The sequence below is a fragment of the Bacillus mycoides genome (genome assembly GCF_000832605.1).
GTDB classification, from domain to species: Bacteria; Bacillota; Bacilli; order Bacillales; family Bacillaceae_G; genus Bacillus_A; species Bacillus_A mycoides.
Genome location: NZ_CP009692.1, coordinates 4660535 through 4678257, shown reverse-complemented (window position 1 = coordinate 4678257; position 17723 = coordinate 4660535). Strand labels below are relative to the sequence as shown.

General features: G+C 35.6%; 19 protein-coding genes. 14 read left to right on the top strand and 5 right to left on the bottom strand.

Translation table 11 applies throughout. The features are described 5' to 3' along the window. Window positions 1–239 precede the first annotated feature (239 nt). Together BG05_RS25810 and BG05_RS25805 are read right to left on the bottom strand one after the other, a co-directional pair. A complete protein-coding gene (locus BG05_RS25810) occupies window positions 240–602 on the bottom strand; it encodes a YtxH domain-containing protein (RefSeq protein ID WP_002011120.1) in 363 nt (120 codons plus the stop codon). A 209-nt stretch (window positions 603–811) separates the two neighbouring features. Then, window positions 812–1246, bottom strand: a complete 435-nt coding sequence (locus BG05_RS25805) for an HIT family protein (RefSeq protein ID WP_003187788.1) — start codon at window positions 1244–1246, stop codon at window positions 812–814. A 581-nt stretch (window positions 1247–1827) separates the two neighbouring features. On the opposite strand from BG05_RS25805, the gene ecsA reads away from it, so the two are divergent. Genes ecsA through ecsC form a run of 3 tightly spaced genes read left to right on the top strand, consistent with a single transcriptional unit; the run spans window position 1828 to window position 4496 of the window. Next, complete coding sequence (ecsA, locus tag BG05_RS25800; RefSeq protein ID WP_001292616.1) at window positions 1828–2571, top strand: ABC transporter ATP-binding protein EcsA; 744 nt, start codon at window positions 1828–1830, stop codon at window positions 2569–2571. After that, entirely contained in the window at window positions 2564–3775 is a 1212-nt protein-coding gene (locus BG05_RS25795) for an ABC transporter permease (protein ID WP_016126672.1), read from the top strand. The genes ecsA and BG05_RS25795 overlap by 8 nt, the downstream gene beginning before the upstream one ends. A 13-nt stretch (window positions 3776–3788) precedes the next feature. Beyond that, window positions 3789–4496 (top strand): ecs operon protein EcsC, encoded by a 708-nt coding sequence (ecsC, locus tag BG05_RS25790; protein WP_002125776.1) that lies wholly within the window; start codon window positions 3789–3791, stop codon window positions 4494–4496. A 67-nt stretch (window positions 4497–4563) separates the two neighbouring features. Here ecsC and BG05_RS30275 read toward each other — a convergent pair. Continuing rightward, a protein-coding gene (locus BG05_RS30275; RefSeq protein WP_087944740.1) for an IS3 family transposase occupies window positions 4564–5894 on the bottom strand; the annotation gives its coding sequence in 2 pieces (ribosomal slippage) (window positions 4564–5507 and window positions 5507–5894; 1332 coding nt in all). A 230-nt stretch (window positions 5895–6124) separates the two neighbouring features. Between BG05_RS30275 and BG05_RS25775 the strand changes: the two genes are divergently transcribed. Genes BG05_RS25775 through BG05_RS25765 form a run of 3 tightly spaced genes read left to right on the top strand, consistent with a single transcriptional unit; the run spans window position 6125 to window position 8977 of the window. Further along, a complete protein-coding gene (locus BG05_RS25775; RefSeq protein ID WP_002168964.1) occupies window positions 6125–6862 on the top strand; it encodes a (Fe-S)-binding protein in 738 nt (245 codons plus the stop codon). 2 nt (window positions 6863–6864) lie between these two features. Further along, window positions 6865–8295, top strand: coding sequence for a LutB/LldF family L-lactate oxidation iron-sulfur protein (locus BG05_RS25770; RefSeq protein WP_003187819.1), 1431 nt, complete (start codon window positions 6865–6867; stop codon window positions 8293–8295). Next, window positions 8276–8977 (top strand): LutC/YkgG family protein, encoded by a 702-nt coding sequence (locus tag BG05_RS25765; protein WP_033733839.1) that lies wholly within the window; start codon window positions 8276–8278, stop codon window positions 8975–8977. Before BG05_RS25770 ends, BG05_RS25765 begins: the two co-directional genes overlap by 20 nt. A gap of 193 nt (window positions 8978–9170) precedes the next feature. Here BG05_RS25765 and BG05_RS25760 read toward each other — a convergent pair whose 3' ends face one another. Next, window positions 9171–9314, bottom strand: a complete 144-nt coding sequence (locus tag BG05_RS25760; RefSeq protein WP_103458299.1) for a sporulation protein YjcZ — start codon at window positions 9312–9314, stop codon at window positions 9171–9173. 156 nt (window positions 9315–9470) lie between these two features. Here BG05_RS25760 and BG05_RS25755 point away from each other — a divergent pair, with 156 nt between their 5' ends. The 5 genes from BG05_RS25755 to BG05_RS25735 all read left to right on the top strand — a co-directional run bounded on the left by BG05_RS25755 (window position 9471) and on the right by BG05_RS25735 (window position 13077). Then, the gene (locus tag BG05_RS25755) at window positions 9471–10055 is read left to right on the top strand and encodes a TetR/AcrR family transcriptional regulator (protein ID WP_002125785.1); all 585 of its coding nucleotides are present in this window, start codon (window positions 9471–9473) and stop codon (window positions 10053–10055) included. Window positions 10056–10106: 51 nt separating this feature from the next. Next, window positions 10107–10229, top strand: a complete 123-nt coding sequence (locus tag BG05_RS31885; protein ID WP_003187812.1) for a hypothetical protein — start codon at window positions 10107–10109, stop codon at window positions 10227–10229. Window positions 10230–10312: 83 nt separating this feature from the next. Further along, window positions 10313–10789, top strand: coding sequence for a PH domain-containing protein (locus BG05_RS25745; protein WP_002030228.1), 477 nt, complete (start codon window positions 10313–10315; stop codon window positions 10787–10789). Further along, on the top strand, window positions 10782–12221 hold the full coding sequence (locus BG05_RS25740) for a PH domain-containing protein (RefSeq protein WP_002125789.1): 1440 nt from the start codon (window positions 10782–10784) through the stop codon (window positions 12219–12221). The genes BG05_RS25745 and BG05_RS25740 overlap by 8 nt, the downstream gene beginning before the upstream one ends. Window positions 12222–12423: 202 nt before the next feature. Beyond that, window positions 12424–13077: a DUF975 family protein gene (locus BG05_RS25735; protein ID WP_003187807.1), complete on the top strand. Its 654-nt coding sequence runs from the start codon at window positions 12424–12426 to the stop codon at window positions 13075–13077. Window positions 13078–13251: 174 nt separating this feature from the next. On the opposite strand, the gene BG05_RS25730 is transcribed toward BG05_RS25735, so the two are convergent. Beyond that, a complete protein-coding gene (locus BG05_RS25730; RefSeq protein ID WP_002125795.1) occupies window positions 13252–13635 on the bottom strand; it encodes a hypothetical protein in 384 nt (127 codons plus the stop codon). A gap of 315 nt (window positions 13636–13950) precedes the next feature. On the opposite strand from BG05_RS25730, the gene BG05_RS25725 reads away from it, so the two are divergent. From BG05_RS25725 to BG05_RS25715, 3 genes are all read left to right on the top strand, one after another. Then, entirely contained in the window at window positions 13951–15543 is a 1593-nt protein-coding gene (locus BG05_RS25725) for an S-layer homology domain-containing protein (protein WP_003187804.1), read from the top strand. 663 nt (window positions 15544–16206) lie between these two features. Beyond that, a complete protein-coding gene (locus tag BG05_RS25720) occupies window positions 16207–17130 on the top strand; it encodes a hypothetical protein (RefSeq protein WP_003187802.1) in 924 nt (307 codons plus the stop codon). Between the two features lie 248 nt (window positions 17131–17378). Continuing rightward, window positions 17379–17675, top strand: coding sequence for a hypothetical protein (locus BG05_RS25715; protein WP_003187801.1), 297 nt, complete (start codon window positions 17379–17381; stop codon window positions 17673–17675). Window positions 17676–17723 lie beyond the last annotated feature (48 nt).

Genomic DNA, 17723 nt, shown 5'->3' with positions numbered 1-17723 from the left:
TTAATAAAGTCTTTTTGTGAGAATTGTGAAAATTTTTCGGAAAAATAACATTCTATACAAATCATGCATAACTATGGAAGCGTTTTATGAGTCGAGAATACATGTGTTGTCTTTACATGTTAAGGGATAACATATATTGTAAATGCATAAAAACACGGCATATCTATGTGATATGCCGTGTTAAGGTCAATTCGTATGAAAAATATTTGTTATATGCAAAAAACTAAGCAGGAATATGTTTACGCTTTTTCTGGAACGGCTTCTTGTAGTTTCTCAATTGACTTTTGAATGTCTAAAATTTCTTTTTCGATATGTCGTTTGTTTTGAGAAATATCTTGTTTCCAGTTAGAAAGCGTGTCATGCATATCGTCTTTTAGTTCTTGGAATACTTCTTTACCTTCTGAAGCAGTTTCAACGATTTGACGCTTTAATAACTTCGTATCAGCTGTAATATCAGCTAATGTTTTTTTAATATCAGTTCCTTTTTCTTTCAGCTTACCGCGCATAGCTTTACCAGAAGAAGGAGTTGAGAAAAGAACGGCTAGTCCAGCAACTGCTCCGCCGCAAAGTACACCTGTAATAAAGGATTTAGCTTTTGACATAAAAGGAAACCTCCTTATTTTTCGTTCGTATTCATGATGTATAAAAGCGTGCATATCTTTAAGACAAGGGGAAGAAAAGTGAGCTTTTCTCTCTTGTACATGCTATGCACAAAAAAATTATACCCCCGGCATTTTTTGTGAAGAAAGAAGCCATACAATAAATGCCAGAGGAATAGGCTTATTATGTATTACTTCTTATTATAGTGGCACTATTTCACACTATTTGCAATTGTACTTGCGATGTTTTGTAAATCTTCCATTGTGTATTCATTTTGGTGTGATTTCCAAACAGCACCGAAACCATCGTTTTCACCGTAGCGTGGAATTAAATGAAGGTGGAAGTGGAATACAGTTTGTCCAGCTTTCTCGCCGTTATTGTTAAGTAGGTTGAAACCAACTGGATTAAATTCTGCTTTCATTGCATTTGCGATTTTTGGAACGACAGCAAAAATATGTGATGCGATTTCTGGCGTTAACGCAAAAATGTCTTGTTTGTGAACTTTCGGAATAACAAGAGTATGTCCTTTTGTTACTTGACTAATATCTAAAAATGCAAGTACATGTTCATCTTCGTATACTTTTGAGCAAGGGATTTGCCCGTCAATGATTTTACAAAAAATACAATTGTCCGCTGTATGATTCATCGATCTCATCCTTTCAAATAGTCTTAGCCGTATTTTACCATAATTACATAGGAGAACAAACACGAAAAACAGGAAGCTGACTCAGCTTCCTGTTTTCTGAAGATGGATTGAAAAAGCATTTTTTATAATTTACGGTTCGCAGACACCTCATTTATTTAAGAAATGCACGGTAAATCGGCTAAAGTTTCTGCCGTAGACACCCCATTTTCAAGTGAAATGAATTGCAATCTTTTTTTAAAATGAAATTGTTTATTTTTTAAAACAGTATATGCTCTTTCGGAGACACCCCGTTTCGAAAATGAAACAAATTATCTGGTTATGTGTAAATTTCATTGTCCAACTTGGACACCCCATTTCATGATGACTTCACTATGTTGTTGTACTCATCAATTGGTGGTTGCTTTTTCAATGTGTTCCTTCTTCACTAATTATGATGTCCGCTTTCGTAAAAATATATGCCAAGAAATTTAAATTTTTTTTTGAAGGCATCGATACTATGTAGTGCACCATGATTTTTGGTAAGATGAATATATACATTTCTTACAAAAGTGAATGAATATAAATGAAGAAAGTGGTGTCGTATGAGCGAGTTATTGCGTGTAGAAAATGTTACAGGAGGATATACGAAACGACCTGTACTGCAAAATGTTTCATTCTCTGTTAATAAAGGCGAACTTGTCGGCTTGATCGGTTTAAATGGAGCCGGGAAAAGTACGACAATTAAACATATCATCGGTTTAATGGAGCCGAAAAAAGGAACTGTCACAATTAATGGGAAAACAATTCGTGATGATATGACAGCGTACCGTTCTAGTTTCTCCTTCATTCCAGAAACGCCAGTATTATATGATGAGTTAACGTTAGAAGAGCATTTGAAATTAACAGCGATGGCGTACGGTGTAGATGAAAAACAATATGAAGAACGCGTAGGGCAACTATTACAAGAGTTTCGCATGAAAAATCGCTTAAAATGGTTTCCGTCTCATTTCTCAAAAGGGATGAAACAAAAAGTGATGATTATGAGTGCATTTTTAGTTGAACCATCTCTTTACATTGTGGACGAACCTTTCGTTGGGCTTGATCCGTTAGCGATTCAATCACTTCTTCAAATGATGGATCAAATGAAAAAGAGTGGTGCGGGCATCTTAATGAGTACACATATTTTAGCGACAGCAGAGCGCTATTGTGATTCATTCATTATTTTGCATCAAGGTGAAGTGAGAGCGATGGGAACATTATCAGAACTTCAATCCGGGTTTAATATGCCTGGTGCAACGCTTGATGATATTTATATTGCGTTAACGAAGGAAGAAGATTATGAATAGCACAGCGTTATGGAAAGAACGATTTCGGCACTTTCTAAAAGAAGTTCGTACATATAGTAAATACGTATTTAATGATCATTTGAAATTTATTTTCGTATTTATCATCGGCGCAGGAGCGTATTATTACCAGCAATGGTTACAAACGTTAACACCTTCGTTTCCGACAGCGATTGTTATGGCAGTCTTACTTGGCCTCGTATTAACAGCTGGGTCAATCCAAACGTTATTAAAAGAAGCAGACCTCGTGTATTTGCTGCCAGTTGAAGAAAAGTTAAAGCCTTATTTTACGAAGGCATTTCTTTTTACGTTTATGATTCAGTTATACATAATCGCAATGGTAGCCGCTGCGCTTGCCCCGTTATACTTCCAGCAAATGAAACAAACAGGTGCCAATTACATATGGATTGTAATCGCGTTTGTCATTGTAAAAGCGTGGAATTTATTCGTAGCGTGGGAAAAATCATTTTTAACAGATCAAAATGTACAAAGAGCGGATTGGTTCATTCGCTTTATCTTAAACGGCTTATTTGTGTACTTCCTTGTAGAACGTACTTCATTCATTTTTACCGGTGTAATTGTCTTTCTTATGGCACTATACCTTGCTGTTATGCATCAAAAGGTGAAAGGAAAGCCGCTAAACTGGGAGTGTTTAATTTCTGAAGAGGGTAAAAAAATGATGCTGCTGTACCGCATTGCGAATATGTTCGTTGATGTACCAGCGTTAAAAGAGAGAGTATCACGTAGGAAATGGCTTGATTTCATTCTTTCGATGATCGGTGAGAAACGTACATATTTATACTTATATACGAGAACATTTTTAAGATCGGGTAACTATTTCGGATTATATATGCGTTTACTCGTTCTTGGGGGAATTATTCTTTACTTTATCCCATTTTTATATGGACGTTTTATCGTAAGCTTTGTTTTCTTATACTTAATCGGCTACCAGCTCTTAACCCTTTGGAAACATCACCGTATGAAAGTTTGGCTTGATTTATATCCGGTAGGGGGAGACGAGAAGAAGAGAGATTTCCTTACTTTATTAAATGCGATTCTTATCATTGGTAGCGTTGTATTTACAATTATATTTGCATTTGCGACGAAAGATTTCGTAATGACCGGCATTTTATTTGTCGTAAGTATAATATTTAGTATCGGTTTCGTTTACCAGTACGGGGCGAAACGAATTGAGCGTTTAAACTGAAAGGAATGAACCTATGATTACATATGAAGAGAAGGTTAGAAAAGAATTGGAGCAGTGGAAAGCTACATTCATGAAAGATTCTTCTATGATGACACGGTTCTCTAAAAAAGTGCAGGTGAAAGTGCAACAACTAGTGCCCGCGAAAGTGCAAAAGGTACTAACAGAAACGATTCGGATGATGGTGCAAACAATTAGCGCTGGATCAAACTTCATAAAACCGAAGCTAAAAGAAACGAACTGGTCACTGCAAAGAAGAGACGATGAAGTACGTAAAAAAATGGATGAGTACAAAAAAGTTGCAGCGGCAGAAGGGGCAGGAACAGGAGCAGGTGGTATTCTCCTTGGCCTTGCCGATTTCCCGTTATTACTTACTATTAAAATAAAATTTTTATTTGATGCAGCAACATTGTACGGATTTGATACGAGTAAAAAAGAAGAGCGCCTTTTTATTCTTCACGTTTTCCAGCTTGCTTTTTCAAGTGACGATTACCGAAAAGAAGTATGGAAAGCGATTGAAACGTGGGATACAGAAGAAGAAAATCATATGGACTGGGAAAAGTTCCAAACAGAATACCGAGACTATATCGATTTAGCAAAAATGCTTCAACTCGTCCCGATCATCGGTGCCCCAGTCGGCGCATATGCGAACTATCAATTACTGCAAAGACTCGGAGAAGTGACGATGAATTGTTATCGTATGCGATTGCTGAATAGAAATTAAAAAGAAAGCACCCTACATTGAACTGTACCCTATAAAATGGACAGTTTAATAAAAAAGCCCTGAAAAATCAAGCACTTAAAAGGTGGTTCCGATATTCGATCGGAGCCATCTTTTTTAATGTCCACTGATAACGATTATAATTATACTCCTCCATATAATCCTTTATGTTGAGCTCAAGGGATTCAAAGGTTTGACAATCTTTATAATCTAATTCATCTTTCATATGACCAAAAAAGGATTCCATTGGTGCATTGTCTAAACAATTGCCCCTACGGGACATAGATTGTCTGATCCCCATTTCTCTTACACGTTTCTGAAATTCAGGGTGTGTATAATGAATACCTTGGTCTGAATGTAGAAGCGCTTCAGGATGAATGACTTCTCCTAATCTCTCTTTCAAGTTATCTAATGTTTGATAGACGATATCCATTCGTAAAGAGGAAGAGACATGATAGGCTAAAATCTCTCGTGTTGCGCTGTCTTTTACACATGATAAATAAGCCTTCTTTCCTTTTCCATAAAATAAATAGGTAATATCCGTTAACATACTTTTTTCAGGCTCTTCTTGATTGAATTGGCGTTTTAAAAGGTTCGGACATGTTTTATGTTCTTGTGTCGCTTTTGCGATGTGTTTATAAGGATTCGCTCGGCGAATCTTTGTCACAAGGTTATATTTACGCATAATACGGTAAATACGCTTGAGATTCATACAAATTCCTTTTGTCTTTTCCAACACCATTTTGATAGAACGACCACCACATGTTTTCCCTTTTCGATTAAAAATTTCTTGGATCCATTCATAATCTGTTTCATCATTGCGTTCTTTTTCCAGCTGTTTATCTGTCTGATGAAGCCACGCATAGTATCCACTCCGACTTACCCCAGTCAGTGTGCAAAGGTAACGCACCATACGTGGGAATTGGAATCGACGTATGGTTTGTTCAATCAGTGTGTATGTTTCTCGTGGTGTTAACGCTTCTTCTGTAACGCCTGCCTTTCGAGTTCGTCTAACTTTTTTAGGAATGTCAATTCCGCTTCTAAAAACGCAATACGTGCTTCCGCTTTCTTTAATTTTTCATCAGAAGAGAGGGGTTTTTCCGAAGGGCGTCCCGTGCTTCCTTTCCCGCGGCGTTCTGTATAAAAGCCTTCCTCACCAAATTGTTCAAAGGTTCTTCGCCAACGTTTCAAGCATTGTTTTGGTTTCTTCTCACCGATCACAGCTAAGTCAAACCCATTCTCTAAAAAGATTTGGCTAGGACCTTTTCCTTGTTGATTTTCTTTTACCGCTCTTACTTTGAAATCTGAACAATAGCTAATCGAACGGTCCGACGCTTTTAATACATTTTTATTTTTTTCTAGCTGTTTCATTTGAATTTCGTTAAAAATAATTTTACCCATTCTCCGTACCTCATTTCTATCGTTGGTTCCATTATAACGAGGTTTTTTGATAAAAATACACAAAAACCCCGAATCATGGGGCCTTTTTTAAGTGTCCATGATTCGGGGTACAGTTCACATGTGTAATTTAGGGTGCTTTTTGTTATTTTTATTCATATTTTTCATCTTTTTACCAATAATATACAAATAGAGTTACTTGAGATTACTTTACTGTATTTAGGGGTGCAAATATGAAAGTATCAATTTTTATCACTTGTGTGGCAGATGTTTTTTATCCAGAGGTCGGAAGTGATGTCGTCGAAATTCTTGAAGATTTAGGCTGTGAAGTTGATTTTCCTAAAAGCCAAACTTGCTGCGGACAACCTGCTTATAATAGCGGGTATGTGAAAGAAACAAAAACAGCTGCAAAGCATATGATTGAAACCTTTGCTAGTTCAGAATATGTTGTGGCACCATCGGGTTCGTGCGCGATGATGGTTCACGAGTTTTCTAGCTTATTTTCTGAAAGTGAAGCGGATTGGAAGAAAAAAGCTACTGAACTTGGAAATAAAACATATGAATTCACACAATTTCTTGTGGAAGTATTAGGGAAAGAAGACTTAGGTGCAGAGCTTCATAAAAAAGCAACGGTTCATACATCTTGTCATATGAGCCGATTAATGGGGATTAAGGAACCACCGCAAAAACTATTAAAGTGTGTAAAGGGACTGGAAGTTGTTTCATTGCCGCATAATTATGATTGTTGCGGATTTGGAGGGACATTCTCGGTGAAAATGCCAGAAATCTCTGAGCAAATGGTTGAAGAAAAAGTAAAGCATATTATGGAAACCGGTGCGGAATTGTTAATTGGGATGGATTGTAGCTGCTTAATGAATATAAAAGGACGTTTAACACGTAATGGTTATCCAATTGATGTAAAACATATTGCTCAAGTATTAAATGAAGATCGAAAACAAGGGGGGATATAGAGATGGGAATGAAAATTGGGAACGATCCCTTTCATAAGCGTACTGCAACAGGTATTGGGGATCAATTTATGCGACAGGCTGTCAGGAAAGCGCAAGATGGTCTGAGAGTCAAGAAATTAAAAGCTACTGAGAGTCTTGGGAACTGGGAAGAATGGCGAGCTTTAGGAGAAGAAATTCGAAAGCATACATTAGAAAACCTTGATTATTATTTATATGAGCTGAGTGAAAATATTGAGAAAAACGGTGGTTTCGTTTATTTCGCAAAGACTGCAGAAGACGCAAGGGAATATGTAAAAGAGATTGTAAAAAAGAAAAACGCGAAAAAAATTGTGAAATCAAAATCGATGGTAACGGAAGAGATTAGTTTAAATGAAGCGATTGAAGAAGCTGGAGCGGAAGTGTTAGAAACAGATCTTGCTGAATTTATTCTACAAGTGAACGACCACGACCCTCCATCACATATTGTTGTTCCGTGTCTTCACAAAGATAAAGAACACATTTGTGAAATATTTAAAACAAAGTTAAATTATACTGGAACATCTGATCCTACGGAAATGGCGAGGTTTGTAAGAGCGTATTTACGTGATGATTTTTTTGCAGCGGATATAGGGGTGACTGGATGTAACTTTGCTGTTGCAGAGTCGGGATCAATTTCTATCGTAGCAAACGAAGGAAATGCAAGACTTACTACGACACTTCCGAAAACGTTGATTACAGTTATGGGGATGGAACGTATTGTTCCGACATGGGAAGAGCTTGATGTTTTAGTAACACTTCTATGCCGAAGTTCTGTAGGACAAAAGTTAACAAGTTATATTACAGGATTAACTGAGCCTGGCGGAACAGATGGACCTGAGGAATTTCATTTAGTCATTGTTGATAATGGTCGTTCCGATATTGTAGGAACAGAATTCCAAAGTGTCCTTCAGTGCATTCGTTGCGCGGCATGTATTAATGTGTGTCCTGTATACAGGCATATTGGTGGACATGCATATGGCTCTATTTATCCAGGACCAATTGGAGCTGTGTTGACACCGCTTTTAGGGGGATATGATGAATATAAGGATTTACCTTACGCATCTAGCCTTTGTGGTGCTTGTACAGAAGCGTGTCCAGTGAAAATCCCGTTACATGACTTATTAATTAAACACCGCAGCCGCATTGTAGTAGAAAAACAATCACCTGTAGCTTGGAATGTGGCTATGAAAGGTTTTGAAAAAGCGGTGAAGAGTCCTAGACTATTTTCTTTTGCAGCGAAGAGCGCTCCGTATGCATTAAAACCTCTTGTAAAAGGGGATAAGATCGAGCGTGGAATTGGGCCGTTAAAAGCTTGGACGGATGCGAGAGATTTTCCAGTTCCGAAAAAACAACCGTTTCGAGAGTGGTTTGAAAAACACGAAAAGGAGAACAATGATGGCCATCCAAAATCGTGAGGAATTTTTACTCCAGTTATCAGAAAAGCTTGGTAGGAAACGTCCAGAAGCAGTGGAAAAACCGAACTGGTCTTTTTCCCCGCAGTGGACTGTTTTTGACGGACTGGCGCAAGACGAACTTGTATTAAAGTTAATAGAGCACTGCGAAGTCATTCATACAGAAGTAAAGCGAACAACAAAGGGAAATCTTGTTGAAACATTGGGGTCTTTTATAAAAGAATGGAATATCAAATCTGTTATATGTTCGAATGATGAGCGCTTTAATGAGTATGGTCTTACGCCATGTTTCAGCAATAAAGGTACAACACATTTTCATACATGGGGATTAGAACATAAAGAAGAAGACATAGCATTTGCGAAAGCTGCTGACCTTGGCATTACGTTCAGTGATATGACTTTGGCAGAATCAGGAACCGTTGTACTATTTAATGACGGGTTAAAAGGAAGACATGTGAGTCTTCTTCCGGAGTCATATATTGCAATCGTTCCTAAAAGTACGATTGTACCAAGATTAACCCAAGCTACAAAACTGATTCATGATCAAAATAAAGCGGGAGAAAACTTGCCGGCTTGTGTGAACTTCGTTTCTGGTCCGTCAAATAGCGCGGATATTGAAATGAACCTTGTCGTAGGTGTGCATGGGCCAATCCGAACAGCGTATATTATTGTGGATGATCAATAACGATTTACGTGTGCGAGTTGGAAATATAGATGAAGCATTATAAGAATACTGAAAATAGAAAGCGCTGGCTGTTAAATATAACCGGGGCTTTCTATTTTGTGTGCCCTTACTGGTGAAGAAACCTTAAGAAGGAAAATTTTAATCTCTGTTTCAGTTTTCTACGCTACTATAACTAACTGAATTGTGTCTTTTCTTAGAAGCTAAACACACTATAACTAGCTCCAATTATAATGAATACGATAAAGAGCAGAATGATTAATAAAAGCCCACTACTACCGCTCTTACCATCTTTGCCATCTTCACCGCCGCCGCTACCACCTTTACCGCCAGATCCCATATGAAAATCCTCCTTATCGTTATACATTGTTTTTACTTTATATTTTTCTAGGTTCATGAAGAAGTTCCTTTTAAAACTCTAATTAACTTGCAAATCATTCATTTTCATTTTACAATTTATTTACCGACCGGTAAGTAAAAATAGAAGAGGTACAGTATGACAAAAAATTTACAAACATCGCAGCACATTGTAGATGCATCATTTAAACTAATGGCAGAGCACGGCATTGAGAAGATGAGTCTTTCAATGATTGCGAAAGAAGTAGGTATATCAAAGCCAGCTATTTATTATCATTTTCCGTCTAAAGAAGCGCTAGTTGATTTTTTATTTGAAGAGATTTTTTCTGGATATTATTTCGTCAATTACTTCGATAAAGAACAATATACGAAAGAAAACTTTGCAGAAAAGTTAATCGCAGATGGTTTACATATGTTGTCTGAGTATAGAGGTCAAGAAGGCATATTACGCGTTATAAATGAATTCATCGTAACGGCGACGCGAAATGAAAAGTATCAGAAACGCTTATTTGAAATACAAGAAGAGTTTTTAAATGGATTCCACGATTTATTAAAGAAAGGTGTGGAACTTGGTGTTGTGTCACAACATGCAACTGAAGAAAACGCGCATACATTAGCGCTCGTTATTGATAATATGAGTAATTACATATTAATAGGATTCCAGTTAAAGTATAAAGAAATTTGGATTCAAAATGTGAAAAACGTAATGAAGGAGGGAGAATAAAAAGGAAAATGCAGAAAAACTGGTGGCTCGGTTTCCTTGGATTTATTGGGAGTGTATAAAATTCCAGGTATGATTGAAGCTTTCCAAGCGGATAAAGGTTGGCTCGCATTAATTAGTTTAGTTTGGCTCCTTTGGTTCGGATATTTTATTCCTGAGAAAAAAACGGATAAATAATAAATTTTCAATTTTATGTAAAGTTATGTAAAATATAGATTGAGACAATTCATATATTAGATTAATAGATTTGGAGTGGTTACATGGATCCATTGAAAAATGAAATTCATCCTGACATGGTCAAGGTGTGGAAAGTTCGTGCTGTAATTGAAGAAGGGATCGGTATTCTCGTCATTTTAGCTTACCTGTTCCTTATGATAAAGTTTGATTGGTGGGCGTGGATTTTGTATGTGATGGTTGGGTTAACAGTTGCGCTAGCACCATTTTCGTATTTTGTATTCCCGAAACTACGTCAGCGTTATTATAGCTATCAATTAAATGAAGAAGAGCTTGAAATTCAGCACGGTCTTTTCGTAGTAAAGCGCGTATTAGTACCGATGATTCGTGTACAGCACGTGACAATTGAACAAGGGCCAATTATGAGAAAACATGGATTAGCAGAATTACATATTGCAACGGCAGCAACTTCTCACAGCATTCCAGGCTTAACGATGTATGAAGCAGAAATGTTAAAAACGAGAATCGCAGAATTAGCGAAAGTGAGTGATGAGGATGTATAAGAGGCAGCATCCCATTACGATGTTATTAGAATTAAAAATAACAGATTTTATACCATTACTTATTTTCATGTTTAGTTTAAATGGAAAGTTCCCATTTTGGTATTTAATTCCCGCTGGATTCGGTTTACTTACTATTTTTTCAGCGTTTGAAAAATGGTATTACACAACATACTGGGTTGAAAATAACGTATTACATGTTAAACAAGGGCTCTTTGTGAAGAAGGAGAGCTACTTAAATAAAGAACGTGTTCAAACGATTAATACAAGTTCAAACGTGTTATATCAAATGCTCGGTTTAAAGAAAATTCAAATCGAAACAGCTGGCGGAGGCGATGATGCCGAAGTTAGCTTAGCTGGTATTACGGAAGATGAGGCGAAGGAGCTTATTTCCTTACTAAATGAGCCAACTCCAGAAGTGAAAGCAGAAGAAACATCAGAAGAAGTAGTAGAAAAAGAAGTTATGACAGAGGAAAAGCAAGCGACAGAGTACAAATTAACTTTGAAAGAAATTTTATTAGCATCTGTTACATCCGGTCAATTTGGATTATTATTCTCATTAATCTTTTTCGTGTATCACCAAGTAGATGAGTACATTCCGAAATGGATAAAAAATAGCGTAGAGTCGTATGTAATGGATCATGATATATACGGCTGGATTTACATGGTAGCTATTTTACTCGTCCTTTCGTGGATTATATCTACAATTGGTTACGCGTTAAAACATGGTAATTTCACAGTAAATCGAAAAAACGATGAAGTGCGTATTTCTCAAGGATTACTTGAAAGGAAAGAACTTGTACTAAAGTTACACCGCATTCAAGGGATTACGATAAAAGAAGGTATTTTCCGTCAGATGTTCGGTTATTGTGCTGTGCAAGTCGAAGTCATTCAAAGTAAGGGATTGGGAGAAGAGAAAGACAAAGTTACGCTGCATCCGATTATTCGAAAAGATCGTGTGCAAGAGTTACTCGCTCATTTACAATTGCCATATGAACTGAATACAAATATTACTGCATTACCAAAAGCAGCCTTGCGCCGTTATTTAATTGATAGTTTCATTTTCTTCGCAATGCTAGCAGTCCCGCTTACTGGGATAAGCATATACTTTGAAAAGTATTTCATCATGTGGGCGTTGTTACCGCTAGCTATCCTCATCTTTACACTTGGATACGCAACATTTAAAACAAATGGTTACGGTGTAAACGGAGAACAAATTACGATTATACATCGTAGTATTGGGAAACATACAGGACTTGTAAGAAGAAGACACGTCCAATCAATTGAAAAAACACAATCATATTTCCAGCGCCGAGCGGATTTATGTACGTATACGTTTTCTAGTGCATCATCGAATTATAAACTAGAGCATACGAGAGTAGAAGATGCGGAGAGAATGCAGGATTGGTATAAGAAGAGAATAAGTGAGGATTAATTTAAAAAAGCTTGCCTATTATGAAAGGCAGGCTTTTTTGTTATGGAGAAATGAGTAGTTTGATTCATATATGGGTGCAAATACAGCTCACATTTCTCAATACGTATCAGAAAAAAAGTAGTACCTTTCTATTTCAGGGAAATTCGTGAAATTTTTGATATAAATGGTATACTAATATAGAAATAATATTAGGAGGTTATATATGATAAGTCAGTTGAAAAGAGAAGCACTTGATGCATTAAAAGGAAAATGGGGATTAGCGGTAGGGGCAACCTTATTACTTGGAATCCTTATTGGAGCTGTTGAACTTCTAATTACAGGTGTTTTCTCGATGTTTTGGGGTTGGGAGGAAGCAAGTGATTCGCTTATAGTAAGTATTATTGCAATGCTTGTTATTGGTCCGTTAACAATAGGCGCCTACTATCTTGTTTTAAATGTAATCCGTGAGACTAGTGCTCGCATTGGTGATTTATTTAGATGGTTTAGCGATGGAAGTAAGCTTATGAAGTCGTTTTTAACATATTTACTAATGTATGTATACTTGATGCTATGGACATTACTTCTTATTATTCCGGGTATTATTAAATCATTTTCTTATTCTATGACGTATTTTATTTTGAATGATCGTCCAGAATACACAGCGAATCAAGCAATTACCGAAAGTCGCCGTATGATGAATGGACATAAAATGGATTACTTTTTACTATGCTTAAGTTTCCTTGGCTGGTTCATTTTAAGTATTCTTACTTTAGGAATCGGTTTCTTATGGTCTGCACCTTATTTCTACGCGACATCGGCAGCATTTTATGAAGAGATTTCAAAAGAATATTATAAAAAAGAAGGTACTAGCTTCTAATAAACCACCTAAACCACTTGTCCCCTAAAGAATATAGGGAACAGACGGTTTAGGTGTTTTGATATGTGTTCTGTTTTCGGGTTCACTTCAGGATAAGGTATAGGTTTTTATATAGAAATTCTCCCCTCTATGTTTTATCATAGAGGGTTATTTTTTTATGTAATGATGAGAGAATTAACGCCGTCTTATAAGATAAAACAATAAAGATGATACAGTAATAGGAAGGCCAGTATCCAGAAAAGCTTCTAAATAAAAGGATAGAAAATCTCTGTTGTTAAACCACATAAAGAGTAAATGATTGTAAGAAATACCTAACAATATAAATAAAGGAACTCCGATCTTTAATTCGTGACTTCTTTTTATTTTTCTATAACAAAACTCGCCTAATAAACAACCGATAAGAACAGGGATGCTTCCAAGAATTGAAACCGTAATAATAGATACCAAAATCGATCCCCATGAATCTGCATAATTTGGAATGCGTGCATATGGTAAAACATTCATAACAATAGAGAAAACTAGTAAACATGCTATATAGCTAACAGTAAATCTCTTCATTATTATCCCCCGAGACTATGTAAAATAATATAAAATGGCATGTAGCAATAGAACTAGACACAAATGAAAATCTTCCGTTTCCTATATGTAATTATATCAAGTATATAAAAAACTAGCTTTATTTTTTCGCTTCTAATATAAACAGTAAACTGGTAGTACATTCTTTCTTTTTAAATCACCTATTGGAATATTTAGGATAAAAGGTTATAATTAACATTTATCGATTTATGATTACGATAGATTTTGTGAAATAAATCACAAAAGGTCGTGGTACTACAATTTAGTTTAATTAAGAAGAGGGGAACATGTATAAATATGAAGCTTATAAAAATAGCAACGATAGGTATGATTGCAGTAGGATCTCTTTCTATTTCTTCAAGTTCTTTAGCTGAAATGGAAAATGTAACTAAGAATGAAGCACAAGCAGCTCCAAGTAGTTTCCCTGATGTTCCGGGGTGGGTAAAGCCATCAGTAGATTATCTTATAAATAAAAATGTATTGTCAGGTATGCCTGATGGCACGTTTTCACCAAATTTAGAGATAGATAGAGGCTCAGCCGCAAAAATGATGGCGAAAATATTGAACCTTCCTGTCGATCAATCGGCAGCGCCTACTTTTGATGACTCAAAAAAGCATTGGGCAGCTCCGTATATTGCGGCTATAGAAAAAGTGGGTGTTATTAAAGGAGATGGGAACGGGAAGTTCAATCCTACTGGAAAGTTAACGAGAGGCGCGATGGCTTCTATGTTAGTAAATGCATACAAATTACAAGAGAAAGTGACAGTGAATCCTCCAACAATATTTAACGACTTAAAAGAGCATTGGAGCGAGAAATATGTAAATATTTTAGTTGAATTAGGTATTTCAAGTGGATATGGTAATGATAATTGGAAGCCTGATCAAACGATTACTCGTGCTGAAACTGTAAGTTTAGTCGCTCGAACAGATACTTCAAAAGATAAAGAGTTCAAGCGTAAACAAATTCAGATGTCCAAAGATTTCTTTGCTTATCATGATGCATCATTATCTTCAGGAATCGCTTTTGAAGGTGCCCCGCAAACTGTCACAGTGTATGAAGAAAGAGGAGATGGCTGGGTTAAAATCCATACATATCAAGGGTTCAAATGGATCTTATTAAACGAGAAAAGAATTCATATTAATAGAGACTTTTTCACATATGATTATCCAGCGGACTCAGCGAATGTACTTGTAAAATATACATCGCAAACGGTAACAGTAGTTGAAGAAAGAGGTACGTGGTTGCGTATAAGAACTAGTTCAGGTCTACAATGGATGAATATGAATGAATCTCGAACAGTTATTGATAACTTAAAAACAATCCAAAATAATCAACAGGTTATTTTAGTTACAACAAAAGGCTATAATACGGATCAAGCTCAAGTTCGTACATTTGAAAATTCAAATGGGAAATGGAGAGAGCAAAAGAATATAAGTGGATATATTGGGAAAAAAGGTTTTGCAGTTGAGATGAGTGAAAGTGGTATGAGTTCGCCAAGAGGAAAATACACAATTGGTGCAGCTTTCGGTAGACAAGGGAATCCTGGTACGAAACTTCCCTTTATTAATTTAACGCAAAATCACGTTTGGGTAGATGATTCGACATCTCCATACTATAATACTTTACAGGAAAAGCCTGTAAGAGGTAGATGGAAATCAGCTGAAAATATGTATATTCCAGCATATGATTATGGATTCGTAATTAATTATAATACTGAATCACGTACACCATACAAAGGAAGCGCAATCTTCTTCCATGTTTCTACTTCATGGACAGAAGGGTGTACAGGTGTAGATAAACAAAATGTTATTGATATTTTAAGATGGATTGATCCAGGGAAAAACCCTGTTATTATTCAAACTCCTGAAAGTGAACTGACAAACTATTAATTTGATAACTTTAAAGATTTTCATGTCATCTTTTCGTGATAACCAATTGCACGAAAAGGTAGCATTATTTTAAGTCTACTTTAATTAGTAGGCTTTTTTTATTAGCGTATGAAATTCTCGTTTCAGAGTACTGTTTACTTTTCAACTGGATGACAATGAGGAAAGATCCCCTGTATGCTTTTATGGAGAATCCGTATTTACACTAAGGATTGGTATCTTATTGACGCTTAAAATATAGATGTCGGAAAATAATGTAAAAAACTATTGTATGTTTAAAAACCTTATGTTACATTTGCGTTACAAGAGAGTTACGAATCGTGACTTTTGTTACGGGTTGTTTTCTTTTGTTTTTCGGTATGTTACAGATTATAGTTTGTATTCCAATTAGCTGAGGATGTTTAAAGCTGAAGAAATAGCAAACTATAAACGAAAAATGATTTTTCTATGTGTATAAGAGTGTGTGTAGTAAAGATTCTGAGTAAGGGCTTTATTAAAATTCCTTTCTGTCTTAAAAGAAGAAGAAAACCAACTACCAACTATTTAGGAGTTTTAAGTAATGATAGTAAATGAAATGTACAGTACATATTTACTTTCAGTCTAATTACTACACAGACTTTTATACATATGATGTTATTGTTTTAGTTATATATAGGGGGAGAGAAAATGAGAAAGTTATTAACGGTAATTGGACTTACGTTTTTAATGCTAGCTGGATGTAGTAATGGGGATTTTGACAAAGCAATGGATGAAGGGAAGACCGCGTTAACGAATAAAGAATATAAAAATGCTTTATCATCATTTGAACGAGCATTAGATGAGAAAAAAGATGATTCAGATGCAAAAGTGCTTGTAGAACAAACGAAAGTAATGATTGAAGCAGTGAAGTTAAAAGAAGAAACAAAGGTAGAAGAATCAATCAAGTCATTTGAAAAAGTAGAGAACATGAAGAATGGAAATAATACGCTTATAAAACAAGCCAAGGAAGAACGAACAGCATTAGTAGCGATCTTAGAACAAAAAAAGAAGTATGAAGAGCAACTGACAAAAAGTGAAGAGTTAATAAGTAAGAAAAATTATACAGAAGCGAAAGAGATATTAAATAAGCTAGTTTCAGAAACAAAAGATAACAAAAACCTTGAAGAATATAATAAAAAGGCTTTAGGATTAATCACTAAAATTGGTGAAGAGGAAAAAACTGCAAAGAGTGTAACGACAGCAGCGAAGGCACAAAAAAATGATGCAGTAACGAGTCAAAAGGTAGCGACAGAAAAGAACCAAAAAGCAGAGACAGAAAAGAACCAAAAAACAGAGACAGAAAAGAATCAGAAGGTAGTAACAGAAAAGAATCAAAAGGTAGAGACAGGAAAGAATCAAGATGCATTTACTTTTGAGAAAGCTAAAGAATATATCAAAAAAGAATATAAAGAAGAATATAATTACACGCTAGAGGATACGCAAGTAGAAAATGGAAAGAAATATTATCAAATTAGAGTGCGTACGACATATAAAATAGAAGGTGCAGCTGGAGCAGGATTTACTGGAGTATTCAAGGTGTTCGAAGATGGTACAATTGTTGAAATGCACTAAATTGATGAAAAAGGTATCCTCAAAGTATTTGAGGGTACCTTTTTAGCATAAAAAAAAGCATCTAGCAAAAGTACTAGATGCAAATAAAAACACAAGGGAAGATAAATGTCTTCCCGTTTCCCGTAAGTAATTATATCAAAAAAATTATAAAAAACTAGCTTTATTTTTAATATAATGAATGTGTGAGGCTATGAAAGTAAAAGATTACACTATTTTTATAGTGTTTTATTAAAAAAGGAGTTGTATAAATGATTAATTTCAAACCAGAAAATTTAAACCAACTATTAAAAGTGACGCTTATAAGTGCGAATAAGTCTTATGATGCGATTAAAGAGTATGAATTTACGGGAGAAGCAGTAGTATTCCGTGTAGACTTCGAATATATTGACGTTTCTCTAATGATTATAGATATGTTAGGAAGAACTGCTTCTAAATTTAACATTTTGCCATACGCTCGCCCTAATACGAATGAGATAGATTACATTCAGTTTCAGGTGTATTCCATTAATGAAGGGAATTTTAAAGAAATGCTCGACACAATGTAAGGAACTATAATTTTACAAAACTGTATATAACAACTAATATATAATTAA

Excerpts from the sequence above, each read along its gene's own strand:
- BG05_RS25720 (WP_003187802.1), top strand. The coding sequence starts at position 16,207 with ATGAGAAAGTTATTAACGGTAATTGGACTTACGTTTTTAATGCTAGCT.
- BG05_RS25735 (WP_003187807.1), top strand. The coding sequence starts at position 12,424 with ATGATAAGTCAGTTGAAAAGAGAAGCACTTGATGCATTAAAAGGAAAA.
- BG05_RS25805 (WP_003187788.1), bottom strand. The coding sequence starts at position 1,246 with ATGAATCATACAGCGGACAATTGTATTTTTTGTAAAATCATTGACGGG.
- BG05_RS25765 (WP_033733839.1), top strand. The coding sequence starts at position 8,276 with ATGGCCATCCAAAATCGTGAGGAATTTTTACTCCAGTTATCAGAAAAG.
- BG05_RS25770 (WP_003187819.1), top strand. The coding sequence starts at position 6,865 with ATGGGAATGAAAATTGGGAACGATCCCTTTCATAAGCGTACTGCAACA.
- BG05_RS25715 (WP_003187801.1), top strand. The coding sequence starts at position 17,379 with ATGATTAATTTCAAACCAGAAAATTTAAACCAACTATTAAAAGTGACG.
- BG05_RS25740 (WP_002125789.1), top strand. The coding sequence starts at position 10,782 with ATGTATAAGAGGCAGCATCCCATTACGATGTTATTAGAATTAAAAATA.
- BG05_RS25795 (WP_016126672.1), top strand. The coding sequence starts at position 2,564 with ATGAATAGCACAGCGTTATGGAAAGAACGATTTCGGCACTTTCTAAAA.
- BG05_RS25810 (WP_002011120.1), bottom strand. The coding sequence starts at position 602 with ATGTCAAAAGCTAAATCCTTTATTACAGGTGTACTTTGCGGCGGAGCA.
- ecsC (WP_002125776.1), top strand. The coding sequence starts at position 3,789 with ATGATTACATATGAAGAGAAGGTTAGAAAAGAATTGGAGCAGTGGAAA.
- BG05_RS25730 (WP_002125795.1), bottom strand. The coding sequence starts at position 13,635 with ATGAAGAGATTTACTGTTAGCTATATAGCATGTTTACTAGTTTTCTCT.
- BG05_RS25755 (WP_002125785.1), top strand. The coding sequence starts at position 9,471 with ATGACAAAAAATTTACAAACATCGCAGCACATTGTAGATGCATCATTT.
- ecsA (WP_001292616.1), top strand. The coding sequence starts at position 1,828 with ATGAGCGAGTTATTGCGTGTAGAAAATGTTACAGGAGGATATACGAAA.
- BG05_RS25725 (WP_003187804.1), top strand. The coding sequence starts at position 13,951 with ATGAAGCTTATAAAAATAGCAACGATAGGTATGATTGCAGTAGGATCT.
- BG05_RS25775 (WP_002168964.1), top strand. The coding sequence starts at position 6,125 with ATGAAAGTATCAATTTTTATCACTTGTGTGGCAGATGTTTTTTATCCA.
- BG05_RS25760 (WP_103458299.1), bottom strand. The coding sequence starts at position 9,314 with ATGGGATCTGGCGGTAAAGGTGGTAGCGGCGGCGGTGAAGATGGCAAA.
- BG05_RS25745 (WP_002030228.1), top strand. The coding sequence starts at position 10,313 with ATGGATCCATTGAAAAATGAAATTCATCCTGACATGGTCAAGGTGTGG.